At 60.2% G+C, this 13730-nt stretch carries 12 protein-coding genes and 1 pseudogene; 11 read left to right on the top strand and 2 right to left on the bottom strand.

Annotated elements, in window-relative coordinates; all coding sequences use genetic code 11:
- Positions 1 to 295: 295 nt before the first annotated feature.
- From ASE26_RS05100 to ASE26_RS05140, 10 genes and pseudogenes are all read left to right on the top strand, one after another.
- On the top strand, positions 296 to 1990 hold the full coding sequence (locus ASE26_RS05100; protein ID WP_082591292.1) for a triacylglycerol lipase: 1695 nt from the start codon (positions 296 to 298) through the stop codon (positions 1988 to 1990).
- Positions 1991 to 2093: 103 nt separating this feature from the next.
- On the top strand, positions 2094 to 3362 hold the full coding sequence (locus ASE26_RS05105; RefSeq protein ID WP_156409879.1) for a T6SS immunity protein Tli4 family protein: 1269 nt from the start codon (positions 2094 to 2096) through the stop codon (positions 3360 to 3362).
- 2 nt (positions 3363 to 3364) lie between these two features.
- On the top strand, positions 3365 to 3631 hold the full coding sequence (locus tag ASE26_RS29685) for a PAAR domain-containing protein (RefSeq protein ID WP_082591293.1): 267 nt from the start codon (positions 3365 to 3367) through the stop codon (positions 3629 to 3631).
- Between the two features lie 117 nt (positions 3632 to 3748).
- Complete coding sequence (locus tag ASE26_RS05115) at positions 3749 to 5026, top strand: T6SS immunity protein Tli4 family protein (RefSeq protein WP_156409881.1); 1278 nt, start codon at positions 3749 to 3751, stop codon at positions 5024 to 5026.
- Positions 5019 to 5284, top strand: a pseudogene (locus ASE26_RS29690) (PAAR domain-containing protein). The gene ASE26_RS05115 and the pseudogene ASE26_RS29690 overlap by 8 nt, the downstream one beginning before the upstream one ends.
- A gap of 87 nt (positions 5285 to 5371) precedes the next feature.
- Entirely contained in the window at positions 5372 to 6331 is a 960-nt protein-coding gene (locus ASE26_RS05120) for a hypothetical protein (protein WP_055927002.1), read from the top strand.
- Positions 6328 to 7278 carry a GNAT family N-acetyltransferase gene (locus ASE26_RS05125; RefSeq protein WP_055926999.1) on the top strand — a complete coding sequence of 317 codons (951 nt, stop codon included), beginning with the start codon at positions 6328 to 6330 and terminating at the stop codon, positions 7276 to 7278. Before ASE26_RS05120 ends, ASE26_RS05125 begins: the two co-directional genes overlap by 4 nt.
- The gene (locus tag ASE26_RS05130) at positions 7275 to 7829 is read left to right on the top strand and encodes a GNAT family N-acetyltransferase (protein ID WP_057245714.1); all 555 of its coding nucleotides are present in this window, start codon (positions 7275 to 7277) and stop codon (positions 7827 to 7829) included. The genes ASE26_RS05125 and ASE26_RS05130 overlap by 4 nt, the downstream gene beginning before the upstream one ends.
- A 60-nt stretch (positions 7830 to 7889) precedes the next feature.
- Positions 7890 to 8879 carry an acyltransferase gene (locus ASE26_RS05135; RefSeq protein ID WP_055926995.1) on the top strand — a complete coding sequence of 330 codons (990 nt, stop codon included), beginning with the start codon at positions 7890 to 7892 and terminating at the stop codon, positions 8877 to 8879.
- A 66-nt stretch (positions 8880 to 8945) separates the two neighbouring features.
- Positions 8946 to 9941: an acyltransferase gene (locus ASE26_RS05140; RefSeq protein ID WP_055926993.1), complete on the top strand. Its 996-nt coding sequence runs from the start codon at positions 8946 to 8948 to the stop codon at positions 9939 to 9941.
- Here the strand turns inward: ASE26_RS05140 and ASE26_RS05145 are convergent.
- Both ASE26_RS05145 and ASE26_RS05150 read right to left on the bottom strand, forming a co-directional pair.
- The gene (locus ASE26_RS05145; RefSeq protein ID WP_055926991.1) at positions 9868 to 10827 is read right to left on the bottom strand and encodes an AAC(3) family N-acetyltransferase; all 960 of its coding nucleotides are present in this window, start codon (positions 10825 to 10827) and stop codon (positions 9868 to 9870) included. The genes ASE26_RS05140 and ASE26_RS05145 overlap by 74 nt on opposite strands.
- A complete protein-coding gene (locus ASE26_RS05150; RefSeq protein ID WP_055926989.1) occupies positions 10820 to 12013 on the bottom strand; it encodes a hypothetical protein in 1194 nt (397 codons plus the stop codon). The genes ASE26_RS05145 and ASE26_RS05150 overlap by 8 nt, the downstream gene beginning before the upstream one ends.
- A gap of 212 nt (positions 12014 to 12225) precedes the next feature.
- On the opposite strand from ASE26_RS05150, the gene ASE26_RS05155 reads away from it, so the two are divergent.
- A complete protein-coding gene (locus ASE26_RS05155) occupies positions 12226 to 13668 on the top strand; it encodes a lipopolysaccharide biosynthesis protein (protein ID WP_055926987.1) in 1443 nt (480 codons plus the stop codon).
- Positions 13669 to 13730 lie beyond the last annotated feature (62 nt).

Here is a 13730-nt window from a genome sequence, read left to right on the forward strand (position 1 = left end):
GTCGATTCCGAGGCGGCAACTGCATTTCGCGGTGCGCCAGACCCTTGGTCAGGTTCCAATCAAACCGATTGAATTACCCGACAAGTAGTCTGACACAGGGGGATTCATCGTACGCTACATCGGCAGCAATGCCCCGGTAAAAGGCGCGTCGTATGTCATCAAGCTGAATAACGGCAATGTCATCAGCGGCAAAACCAATGCCAAAGGCGAAACCGAGCTCAGTAAAGAACAAGAAATGCTTATCGCCGATATCGAGATCCGCGATGACGCAGACGCCTGACAAGAAGATCGAGAAATGACAGACAACACACCAACTCGGGAAATCCCATCGCAATATGACGGCACCACCGTGCGCGCGAAGTCCGTGCTGTCGCCGGAAGGCTTTCCGGTACGAGCACTGGTCAAACTTTACCCAAAGCGCATCATCCCGATCATCTTCATCCCAGGAATTATGGGAACAAATCTGCGCGTGAAAGACAGCGACGAGCGCGCGTGGCGGCCACCAAATGGAAAGTTGGCTGGACTTGTACAAATCATCCAATATCTGGGAAAAGATGCGGTCGCTCGGAAGAAAGTTCTTCACCCCGACCGGGTCGAGGTCGATGAAGCAGGGCCAATAAAATTAACTGGAAAAGTTGAGCGCCAACTCAAGGGCGCACCAGATTTGGCTCCAGAAAAGCTTGCACGTCTATTCGGATGGGGTGAGCTCCATCAAGACAGTTATGGTCGCATTCTCAATACGCTGCAGGAACGCTTGCACGACATTTTGACGATCGACGGCAATCCGGATGATGCTTGGCGGACGCTTGTTTTGGAACAGCAAAAGGCACATCAATTCGGTGCAGAGAAGTCGTTTGAGGCATTGACGCCAGAAGATCTGAAACGATTCGCCAATGCGGCTTACCCAGTGCATGCCGTGGGTTATAACTGGCTTCAATCTAACAATGTGTCTGTCAAACGCTTGCTCGACAAAATCGATGCCATCACTGATTTCTATAAAAACACATTGCAAAAAGACTGTGAGAAGGTGATTCTTGTGACCCATTCCATGGGTGGATTGGTGGCACGTGCCTGCACACAACTGCAAGGTAAGAGTGACAAAGTCCTGGGCGTGTTACATGGCGTTATGCCTGCCATTGGAGCGCCCGCAACTTACAAGCGTATGCGTGCCGGCTTCGAAGGAGTGGAGCAAGTCCTACTTGGGCGTAACGGGGCGGAAGCTACCGCGGTTTTAACGCAGGCGCCTGGACCGATGGAGTTGTTGCCTACTGCGGAATACCAAGCCAAACTCACAGGCGGGGCACAACACTGGTTGCGTGCACACTTCGGAGATGCTAAGGGGGAGGAAAATCAGATCACGTCTTTTCTTGGCGAGGGCGACCCTTATGACACGATCTATCGCAACAAAACAGACTGGTGGAGGCTGGTTAAAAGCGAGCTAATTGATCCCAGCAAGTCAGACGGCAGAAGTCAAGCTTCGCCGTCCGCGGAAGAAAGCGAAAGCCCTTTGAATGCCGATCTCGATTTTGCCAATTATGAGAAGGCCTTACAAGTAGCTCGGGATCTTCACATAGGGATCAAGGGCCAATACCACGAGAATAGTCATGCCTACTATGCTGCCGATCATGCCCAACCCGCATGGGGAGAGGTGCGGTGGGTGGCAAGTAATCCGACGACCGACTTTTCACGAGGTGAAATTGTTGAGGATGACCAGAACGGTAAGATCAAAGTAAAGTTCGGTGAAAGTATTTGCAAGCTAAAAATTGCTGGTCAAGACCTACCAGGCGATGGAACCGTGCCAGAGTTCTCTGGCCAAGCTCCAAAACAATACGTGAAGCAGATCTTTCGTCACGAAGGTAAGAAAAAGGGACACTTTAGCTATGATCACCAGGGTAGCTACGGTAATGACTTCACGACCGGACTTACACTGTATTCGATCGTTAAGCTCACCTTAGAATCTGGAGTATTAAACGGGGTAGGTGATGCATAGTCCAACAAAGGTCATTTTCGAAGGTTTGGGTAGCCTACTGCTGGCTCTTTCTCTCATCTTCCCTGCTAATGCTGAGAACAAATCAATTTCGAAGGAACACGCCATGAGTGCGGTCGCACAAGAGAAAATGTCAACGCACTGCCTTGGTCGATTCCAGGTAGACCTTCCTGCCGATGCCGAATACGTCGCGGGAAGTCATGAATATAGTTTCGCGACAATTGAGTCGAAGGCGATTAGCTACGAGGCATTTCTGCAAGAACTGGATGCCTTCGAAGCGAAACTAAAATCCGCCAAGCATAAATCCGGCTCTATGCTGCTCTTAAAGAAAACCGCTGCCGACGAGAAAAGCCGGGTCCTGAGTTTTTGGGACGATTACAACTCCACCATACTGATTAATACATTTGGCTATCGCTGGATCGATGGTATGCGATATCAGGTCCGCACTACGCCGGATCCCGATAAAATGGAAATTGCCACGTCCCATGTGGGAAGCATCTTGTCCCATCTGAGTGCCCGCTCTAACGAAGTGCCTTCAACTCCAGGATTCTGTATTGCACATGGGATGATTTCAGACGAAGGCAGCAGCAAGAGTGAAAGCATAAAGGCTCGATTCCGTCTAAAGAGTCGACCGGATATCGTCATCGATATCGCCACCACGCGCAATTCCGGCACTCCTCCTGAATCGTTGTTGTCGCGTAAGCCTAGTGTATTTAGCGCGCTAGGTGCACTCGGTGCAACTCTGAGTGGCATATCCACCGTCAGAGAGGGCGACCGCAAAGTGGGTGGGATGCCCGGCCAAGAGTGGCTCTTGAAAGCTCCCAACGATGATGGGCATCAAGCCCATCTATTCACCTGGGAAGCACCTGGATTGCGCCGGGACGCGTTACATCCGCAGGTCCGCATAGATCTCCAGTCCGCCAACAACGATGGTGGTCGTGATCCTGCGCCGGCCAGTCTGACAAATCCACAAATGCTCGAACTATGGGAGCGCATCCTCAATTCGTTGCGCCTTCGTTCAACCAATGGTGGGCAAGCTGCAGAGGTGGGGAATTCATCGCCTCAAGCCCATAGTGGCAGTGTTCTCCCATTAGGAGAGCTTGTGCGTACCGGAGCGAGTTGCCCGCAGACTGGCTACTGGCAATGTCCCGAGAATGACGTACACGGCAGCACGCGTCTGTTTAAGTCCGGCGACCCCATGCCGCCTGCGATAATCAAACGCGACTTGTCATTTGTAGAGCGCCTTAGAGGAAGCAGCGACCAGCATAGTTCCAGCACTGTCTGGCGACTGGTTCGCTATGACGAGCCGATTGCAATCAATACGCCCACTGCGTTAGGGAATGATGACGCCATCAAACCCTCAAGCGATGCTTAAGCATGCCTAACGTCATTCGCCTTAACGACCCGACCTCGCATGGTGGCAAAGTCGTCAACGTAAGTGCGACCTGGTTCACGGTAGATGGAATCCCAGTTGCTCGCGTTGGCGATCAATGCATCTGCCCTTTGCCTGGTCATAGCGTCTGCGTCATCATCGAAGGAAGTTCTGAGCATGTCATTGACGGAATTCCGGTGGCGTACGATGGCCACAAGACAAGCTGCGGCGCTTCTCTGCAATCTACGTTATCAAGCTTTAGCACGACGTAGGGTTACCACTACCGTTGCACAAATATAGAAATGTACCCTGGCAATCATGCATTGGGAGTATTGGCGCTTTGCGCAGCAATGCTCGGTGCTGGAGACGCGTCCGCTGGCAAGCAAACGATGAACGAGACCGGCATTGAAAATACGGTTACGCACTGCGTTGGCCGTTTCTTGATCGACCTTCCTGCAGATGCAGAGTATGTCGACGGAAGTTATGACTATGCGTTTGCGACAATTGAGCGCCAACCTATGGAACAGAGCGAATTCCGCCAGGAGGTGGACAAGCTAGAGGCGAAGTTAAAAGACGGAAAGCACAAATCCGGGGCACCACTTCTTTTGACAAAAGCGACGCCGAACGAGAACACTCAGATTCTCGGGTATTGGGCTAATGAAAACCGAAGCTCCGCAGTCGAGATTTCCGGTTACAGATGGATCAGCGGCATGCGGTATCTAGTCCATAAACGTGCCAATTATGACAAGGTGGAAAGAGCTGTGTCGCGCATGGGCACGACGATCTCTTTGCTTCAGTCGAGAGAGGCGAGTCCTCCAACAACGCCCGGCTTCTGCGTTGAGCACGCAATATTCGCTGATGAAGGTAAGAGCGGTAACGAAAGCCTCAACATCCGATTTCGTCTAAAGGAGTATTCAGATATCGTAGTTGACATTGCGACTAATCTCAACGCCGGCGACCCTCCTGAATCGCTGTTGTCCCGCAAACCCGGGGTGCTTAGCGCGTTGGGAGTGCTCGGGGCGACCCTGGGTGGAATTCGCAACATTAAAGAGGGGGATCGCAAGATTGGCGAACATCCTGGCCAAGAGTGGTTAATGAAAGCCCCGAACGATCGTGGTCAGCAGGCGCATCTGTTCACGTGGGAGGCGCCAGGGTTACATGCCGATGAACTCCACCCACAGATTCGTATTGACCTTCAGTCGGGGAATTCAGATGGAGGTCTTGACCCTAAGCCAGTCACCGTGACCGACCAACAGATGCTGCAAATTTGGGACAAGATCCTGAACTCTCTGCGGCTGCGACCGACAGATGGCAGTAAAGGTGCGACAGACAAAAAGGCATTGCTGCAATCCGATAATGCTGATGCGCTCCCTTTGGGCGAACTTGTGCGTACCGGCGCAAGCTGTCCGCAGACTGGTTTCTGGCAATGCCCTGAGAACGACGTGCACGGCAGTACGCGTCTCTTTACGTCCGGGGATGCCATGCCGCCTGCCATCATAAAGCGCGACTTGTCATTTGTTGAGCGTCTTCGAGGCAGCAGTGACCAGCACAGCACCAGCCCGTCTGGCGCCTGGTCCGCTATGACGATCCCATTGCAAGCAATACGCCATCGCCGTTATCGAATGACGGCGCCAACGGCCCATCAGGCGATGCCTAAGCATGCCTAACGTCATTCGCCTCAACGACCCGACCTCGCATGGGGCAAGGTGGTCAGCGTCAGTGCGACCTGGTTCACGGTCGACGGAATCCCAGTTGCACGCGTTGGCGACCAATGCGCCTGTCCTGTGCCGGGCCATAGCGTATGCGTAATCATCGAAGGGAGTCCCGAGCATGCCATTGGCGGGATTCCGGTAGCTTATGACGGCCACAAGACAAGTTGCGGGGCCACTTTGACATCCACCATCACGACGTTCAGCTCGGCCTAGAATTGCTCTACTTCACGCCACGGTTGCGCCGGCCTTGGTCAATCGTTAATATTATGTAAATTTTGTTAACCCGAAGCTGGCGCGCGCATGCTGGATGTCTTGATTACTGTCGATGTGGAGATCTGGTGCGATGGCTGGCAAGGCATCGATGCCCGCTTCCCGGATGCATTCCAGCGCTACATCCATGGCCCCACCGCAGATGGCGACTATGGCTTGCCCTACCAGCTTAAAATGCTGTCCGAGCATGGCTTGACAGGCGTGTTCTTCGTCGAACCGCTGTTTGCAGCCCGTTTCGGCCCCCAGCCGCTGGCGGAAATCGTCGGCATGATTCAGGCGGCAGGACATGAGGTGCAGCTGCACCTGCATACCGAATGGGTGGACGAGGCGCGCGAGCCGCTGCTGCCGCCTGCGGCAGGCAAACGCCAGCACCTGCGCTACTTTTCCCTGGATGAACAGACGATCCTGATCCGCAAAGGCCTGGCCATGCTGCAACAGGCCGGCGCCAGGAACGTGAACGCATTCCGCGCCGGCAGCTTCGGCTTCAACCGCGATACCCTGCATGCGCTGGCCGCCAATGGCCTGCCGTTCGACAGCAGCTACAACGCGACCTTGATGGGCCCGGACAGCGGGGTCATGCCCGGTACCCTGATGACCGATCCGGCCAACTGCGATGGGGTAACGGAATATCCGATGACGGTATACCGCGATGGCCGCGGCCTGCGCCACGCGCAACTGACATCATGTTCGTCGGCTGAGCTGGAGGGCTTGCTGTGGCAAGCGTTGGAGCAGGGCAGGCAGGCATTCGTGCTGCTGTCGCACGGCTTCGAATTGCTGAACACGGCCAAGACGCGCAGCGACCCGGTGGTCGTGCAGCGCTTCCACCGGCTGTGCCAATTTCTGCAGCAGCACAGCGACAGTTTCCGTACGGCTGGATTTGTGGGCCGCGACCCATCCGCGGCGGGCATCCAGCATGGCCCGCTGACTTCGCCATTTCATCGTACCGGCATGCGCATGGTGGAACAGGCTTATCGCCGGAGGTATGGATGAGTCGCTGGGAATTGCGCCCGGTCCCGTTCAGGTTCCAGCTCAGCGACCTGACCCTGGCCAGTTATGCACTGCCGCTGCAGGTACGCCCGGAGAAACTGGGGGCCCCGGTACGGCAGGCGCAAGCGCTGCACGCGCCCGTGCAGGAGCTGCTGCACGGCAGCCAGGGCTTCGTCGAGCGTGGCGTTCCGCTCGACGGGCAGGCGCCGCCGTTCCGCAGGGCTGGCGACTACCTGTGCTACGTGCCGCAGCATTACCGCCATTGCTTTATCGACCTCGGCATGGGATTTGCCGCCTACCAGGCCAAGTTTTCCTCCAAGACCCGCGCCACCATCGTGCGGAAGGTGCGCAAGTTCGCCGAGCAGACCGGTGGTGAGCTGCGCTGGAAGAGCTACCGTACGCCGGATGAAATCGACGCTTTCCTGCAACTGGCCCTGCCGCTGTCGCGCCGCACCTACCAGGACCGCCTGCTCGATGCCGGCCTGCCGTCCAGCGAATCGTTCCGCCAGCAGGCGCGTGGCTGGGCTGCCGATGACCAGGTACGCGCCTACCTGCTGTTCGATGGCGAGCGCGCCGTCTCCTACCTGCTCTGTCCGGCCAGCGATGGTGTGCTGAGCTACTCCTACCAGGGGTACGATCCTGAGTATATGAAACTGTCGGTCGGCACCGTCTTGCAATGGCTGGCGCTGGAAGATCTGTTCAACGAGGGCAAGTTCCGCTTCTTTGATTTCACCGAAGGGGAAACCGAGCACAAGCGCCTGTTCGCTACCGAGCAGCGCCTGTGCGCCAATATTTTCCTGGTACGCCGCAGCCTGGCCAACAGCCTGCTGCTGCGCGCGCACTTCTCGATGAACCTGTTGTCGGGATGGCTGGGACGCATGGTTGAGCGCTTTGGGCTGAAAGCCCGCCTGAAACGCATGCTGCGTTTTGGCCGGGTTGCCGCCGTATGAAAGCGCTGCTCAAGCAACTGGCGAAAGCCCTGTTGGGCGATTATTCCATCTACCGTGTGCTGCAGCGCGGCGCCGGTGCCGGGCCGGCACCGATGCCGCCGCAGGCTGCCGGTTATGTCATCGGCCCGGTGCAGCGTGCCGAAATCGAGGATTGTCCCGACCCGGTCATGCGCGAGCAAGCTTTTTACGCAGGCGAGGGCGCCCATGCGTATGCCTGCCGCGATGCCGGCCAGATCGTCGGCCTGTGCTTCTATTGGTATGGCGAACGCTACCGTCCGCGCGGCTTCTGGCCCTTGCAGGACAAACAGGCCAAGCTGGTGCAAATCATTACCTCGCCGGCTATGCGCGGGCGCAAGGTGGCGCCGGCATTGATCGCCGCCTCGGCCGCCGACATGGCGGCGCAGGGCTTTGACTGCCTGTTTGCACGGGTGTGGCATAACAACCACCCATCCTTGCGTGCCTTTGCTGCGGCCGGCTGGCGCCGCCGCGCGCTGGTGGTGGAGCTCAACCCCCTGCGGCGGGCGCGGCCATGGCGGCTGCGCCTTCGATAAGCTGGCCCAGCCAGACTTTTTCATGCAAGAATATGAACTCGACCTTCGAGGTACTGCGCCATGACGAACAAACCGAACCTTGACCTGCTGCGCGCGGTGGCGGTGCTGTTCGTTCTGTTCTCGCATGTATTCCGCACTGCCAGCGGCCATTCCACCCCGGCCTCGTATGCGATGGGTCAGTTGGGCGTCATGATCTTCTTTGTGCATACCAGCCTGGTGCTGATGCAATCGCTCGAACGCCAGCAGGCCAGCGGGCCTGGGCTGTTCAAGCGTTTCTACATCCAGCGCATCTGCCGCATCTACCCCTTGTCGATGACCCTGGTGCTCGGTGTGTATTTCCTGATGGACCAGCACTGGACTTATTTTGAATTGTTCACCAACCTGGCGTTGGTGCAGAACCTGGCGTACACGCGGCTGATGAGCGACCCGCTGTGGTCGCTGCCGCTGGAAGTCCAGATGTACTTCATGTTGCCGTTCCTGTTTATCTGGTTCCGCAACAGGCCGCTCAAATGGTTGTTTGCCTTCTGGCTGGTGTCGCTGCCGGTGGCGCTGCTGCCGCCTGTCGTATCGCCGCGCTTTAACGTGTTGTGCTACGTGCCTTGCTTCCTGGGAGGGGTGATTGCCTGGCGCCTGGGCGAGCGGGAGCGCTTGCCAGCCTGGCTGTGGCCGCTGGCCTTGGGTTTGGCCAGCCTGGCCTACATCCTGTTTGCCGAAACGCGCAGCAATTACTATTCGCGCTGGGCGGTCTGCCTGGCGCTGGGCCTGACCATCCCTTGGGTGCGCCAGCTCGGCACGCCGGCCCTGAATGCCGCGAGCAAGACCATTGCCAAGTACAGCTATGGCATTTACCTGTTCCACTATCCGATGCTGGCCCTGTGTTTCGAGACGCTGGCAGGCTGGCATCCGCTGCTGCAGTGGAGCCTGTTCTGGGCCTTGATGGTGGTGCTGCCTTACCTGGGCTATCACCTGGTTGAACATCCGATGATCAAGCTTGGCGCGGCCTGGCACGAACGCAAGCCGGTCGGCGCCAGCCAGCTCACCGGCGCATGATGCAGCGCAAAGCTTAGGCCCCGAGCGTAGTGCAGACTGAAGGTCCTGCGCCACGCGAGCGGAGCCATGATGCTCAAGCCGAACCTTGATTTCCTGCGTGCGGTCGCCGTGCTGCTGGTGCTGGCCGCCCATCTCGCCGGCTACACCATCCGTACCAGCCCAGCCTCCTTCGCGTTGGGCCAGCTCGGCGTCATGCTGTTCTTCGTGCACACCAGCCTGGTGCTGATGCAGTCGCTGGAGCGCCAGCAACTGGCCGGTGCGGCGCTGTTGCGCGCCTTTTACCTGCAGCGCGCCTGCCGCATCTATCCGCTGTCGGCGGTCATGCTGCTGGGGATCTATTTCTTGCAGGATGCGCAGTGGACGCCTTTCGAGCTGCTCGCCAACCTGCTGCTGGTGCAGAACCTGGTGTATGCGCGCTATATGTCGGCGGTGCTGTGGTCGCTATGCCTGGAGCTGCAGATGTACCTGGTGCTGCCCTTGCTGTTCCTGCTGTTGCGGCGGCGACCGCTGCGCTGGCTGCTGGCGCTGTGGCTGCTCTCGATTCCGTTGGCCCTGCTGCAGCCGCTGGTGACGGCGCGCCTCGGCCTGTTCGAATTCGCGCCCTGTTTCCTGGCCGGCGTGCTGGCGTGGCGCCTGCAGGGCAGGGCGCGCCTGCCTGCGTGGCTGTGGCCGCCATTGCTGGCGCTGGCCAGCGCGGCGTTTGTCGCGTATGCCGAGCCGCGCGCCAACAATTACGGCCGCTGGATGGTCTGCCTGGCGGTCGGGCTGGTCCTGCCGTGGCTGCGCGAAATCTCGGCGCCACGGCTGAACCGTGCCAGCAAGTTCATTGCCAGGTACAGCTATGGCATCTACCTGTTCCATCCGCCAGTCATGGGGCTGGCGTTCCGCACCTTGGACACGCTGCACCCGTTCTGGCAATGGAGCTTGTTCCTGTCGCTGCTGGCAGTGTTGACCGGCCTGGGCTACCACCTGGTCGAATTGCCGATGATCAGGCTTGGCGCACGCTGGAGTGCAGGCCGGCAGCAGCGGCCAGCGGCCGTGCCGCCAGTTGTTCCGGGGTAGAGTAGATGGTCAGGTTTTCGCCGGCCAGGCGTTGCAGGTGATCGAAGAAGCCTTGCGCGGGAATCCACCACGAAGGCGCCTCGCCCACCTGGCCGGCATGCAGCAGGCCGGCTTGCCTGAACTCCGCCATGAAATAATTGCGCAAATCTTCGCGCGAGCCATGGTCGATGCGGCGCTTGGCCAGCTCCGGGTCGAATGGGCGCAGCGGCACGTCGCTGCGCTGGCCGGCCTGGTCGATGCACGGCAGGCGGAAGGTCTCGTCGCCCCATACCGGGACCGGGAAGGCTTCGCCCATCGCGTCTTCCAGCACGTGGTAGAAGGTCACCGGACCCATCGAAATCCCCAGGCCCAGCACCTTGGCGTTTTCCAGGCCGACGAAGCGCTGCCATGGCGAACCCTTGCCGAAGACCGACGGTGCGCGGTGGTGGGCTTCGGTCAGGTAGGCCGCATGGCGGCCCCAGGCGGAAACCGAGTGGGTCGGGTGCACGCTGCGCGCGATGCCGGCGCTGGCCAGGAAGGCTTCCGGCAGGCGCCCCATATTGGTGCCGTGCTTGCGCACGTCGAATACATAGTCCTGCATTTCGCAGGTGCCGCGGATCGACCCGCCCGGCATGTAATAGGTGGGCAGTACCAGCGTGCCCTGCGGGCCGACGGCTTCCTGCAGCGCCTGCACCACGGTGGCGGCGCCGCCTTCCACATAGCCCAGGCTTTTCAGCGAAGAGTGGATGAACACGGCATCGCCCTTGGCAATGCCGAGCCGGGCCAGGCCCGCCACCAGTTCCGCACGGCTGACGTGGCGTTGCGTCTGCCTGATTTCCTGGGCGCTGCTGCGCCGGCGCAGCTTTTCCAGCACGGCCTTGGCCAGGCGTTTGGCCTGCTTAAGCATGGCGCGCCTTGAGCAGGTCCAGCTCCAGCAGGTTGGCGTCGATGCAGAACTTGGCTGCCCAGTTCAGGAATTCGTATTCGCCGTAGGCGCCGTCAACCGGGAAGGCGCCCTTGACGGCGCCGCGCGTCTCTTTCGGGCCATCGACCTTGATGGTACGGCGTACGTACCGGGTCAGGCGGCGGCCGCTGTCGAAGTAGCGTTCGTCCCCCGTCAGCTGGTACAGCAGGAACAGGCAGTGGGCATTCTGTAGCGAACCGGTCAGGCAGGCCCAGCTGGCCGCAGGGCGCCACTGGCTGTCCAGGCGCCCGGGCAGGAAGCCATCCGCGCCGACCACGTCCAGCAGGGCGCTGCCGGTGCGTTCGGCGGCCGCCAGCAGTTCCGGCCGTTGCGACAGCAGGTAGCCTTCCAGCACGCCGCGCAGCACATAGCCGATGGTGTGGCTCAGCGGATGCACCGGGTCGTTCAGGCAGTTCGAGGCAAACCAGCCGTTGGGCTGCTGTTTGCCCAGTGCCCACGCCACCTGGCGCAGGCCGGCCTCGCCATAGCCGTGGCCGGGCGCGACGCGTTCGGCTTCAAACAGGCCCCAGGCGACGTGCGTTTCGTAGGCTTTTTCGCCGGGCTTGGCGAACGGGGTGGCGTGCTTGCGCCAGCAGCCATCTTCATCCAGCGAATCGCGCAGCCAGGCGGCGGCGCGGTGCATGGCGTCGAGGTATTTGGCGTCGCCGTATTCCCGGGCGCCGGCCGCCAGCCCAAGCAGGATCTGGCCGGTGTTGAACGTAACCGGCACGCGCGGGCTGGAATCGATGCGGCCGCCCTGGAAGCCGCCTTCCGGGAACTGGATCGCGACGAACCAGTCCAGCATGCGGCGCGCCCGCTGGTGCAGCTCGGCGCTGCCCTGGCGGCGCGCCAGCTCGATCACGGTCGGCACGATATAGCCGGTGGTTTCGGGATACGAAGTGGCCCAGCCCTTGACCAGGCTGAAGTCGCGCGCCACGCCGCCATCGGCGGAAACGGAATGGTCCTGGGCTGCGCCCAGCCACTCGGTGCAGGCGGCCAGTACCGCCTCAATGCCCGGATCGCGGCCTGGCAAGCCGCGCTGGTCGGCCGCGCGCTCAGCCTGGGCACCCATGGGCAGCGGTGCTTCAGGGGTGAATTTGTTCTTGATCGAGCGCAGGAGCTGGAGCATTTTATTCCCGTTAAATGTTGTCAATTGACCATTAAGATCATGCCAGCCGGCCCGCCCGCTGTCAATTTCGCGATTGCCGGGGTCGTATCATTAAGATAATATGCTGGACGTTTTGGCAATCCCGCGCCCGGTTGCGGCGCTTGCGGCGTCCAGCCCGCTCACTTATCCTGATTGCAATCCCTTTCTCCAACGCCACGATGCTTCGATGACCGATGAAACTCCAAACTGAGCTGGCGCGTGGCGTGAAATGGGTGGCGGGGGCGAAGCTGGGCTCGCAAGTGGTTACCTGGGGCGTGACGATTTTCGTCATGCGCCTGCTGGCGCCCTCCGATTATGGCTTGCTGGCCATGTGCACGGTGGTGCTGGGCTTGCTGGGCATGTTTGCCGAAGTGGGCCTGGGCCCGGCCCTGATCCAGCGCAAGGATGTCAGCGAACAGGATTTGCGGCAAGCCGTGGGCGTGGTCTGGCTGGTCAACCTGGGCCTGTTCCTGCTGGCCAATGCGCTGGCGCCGCTGGTGGCAGCTTTCTATGGTGAAGCGCGGCTGCAGCTGCTGCTGCACGTGCTGTCCGTGCAATTCCTGCTGCTGCCGCTGGCCATCATTCCCGATGTGCGGCTGCAGCGCCGCCTGGAATACAGGCAGCGTTCGCTGGTCGAACTGAGCGCGGCGCTGGTCGGCTCGCAGGTGACGCTGTTCATGGCGCTGTTCGGCGCCGGCGTCTGGTCGCTGGTGGCCGGCATGCTGGCGACCCAGGCGTGGCGCATGGGGGCGCTGAACTGGTGCGCGCCGGGCCAGCCGCGGCCGGACTGGTCGCTGGCAGGGATGGGCAAGCTGCTCGGCTTTGGCGGCAGCCTGACCGCCACCCGCCTGTTGTGGTACAGCTTCATGCAGGCCGACGTGGCGATCGTCGGCCGGGTGCTGGGCGACCAGGCGCTGGGCTGGTATTCGGTCTCGATGCACCTGGCTTCACTGCCGGTGCAGCGCATGGCCGGCATCCTGAACCAGGTGTTGTTCCCCATCTTGTCGCGCAGCCAGCACGACTTGCCGGCCATCCGCGCCGGGGTGTTGCAGATGCTGGGCTACATCAGCCTGTTGTCCTTCCCCATCCTGTGGGGCATGGCCAGCGTGGCGCCGGAACTGGTCAGCGTGGTGCTGGGCAAGGGCTGGGAGGGCGCCGTACTGCCGCTGCAGGTGCTGTGCCTGGTCATGCCCTTCCGCACCCTGGCCCAGATGCTGCCCACCGTTACCGATGCGCTCGGCCAGCCGGGCATCAATTTGCGCAATGTGCTGCTGTCCTGCCTGCTGATGCCGCCCGCTTTCTACCTCGGCACCCGCTGGGGCATCCAGGGCGTGGCCTATGCCTGGCTGCTGGCTTACCCGGTAGTGCTGTTCCTGAATATGCGGCGCATGCTGGCGGCCATCGGCGTGCAAGCGCAGGCGGTGGCGCGCCGCACGGGCCCGGCCTTGTTATGCGCTGCGCTGATGCTGGGCGCCGTGACGCTGTTGCGTGCCCCGCTGGCCGGCCAGCCGCGCGCCTGGGCCTTGGTGGCGGAAGTGCTCGGCGGCATGCTGGCGTATGGCGTGGCCAGCCTGCTGCTCAATCGTCCCATGGTGGCCGAGGTGCGCAGCGTATTGCGCCGTCGCACGCCGGCGTGAAGCGGATGCGCCACATAATCTCATTGAATTTTCCTATTGAAATTATTCGTGAGTTTCCAGTG

Source organism: Duganella sp. Root198D2 (assembly GCF_001428585.1).
Lineage (GTDB): Bacteria > Pseudomonadota > Gammaproteobacteria > Burkholderiales > Burkholderiaceae_D > Rugamonas.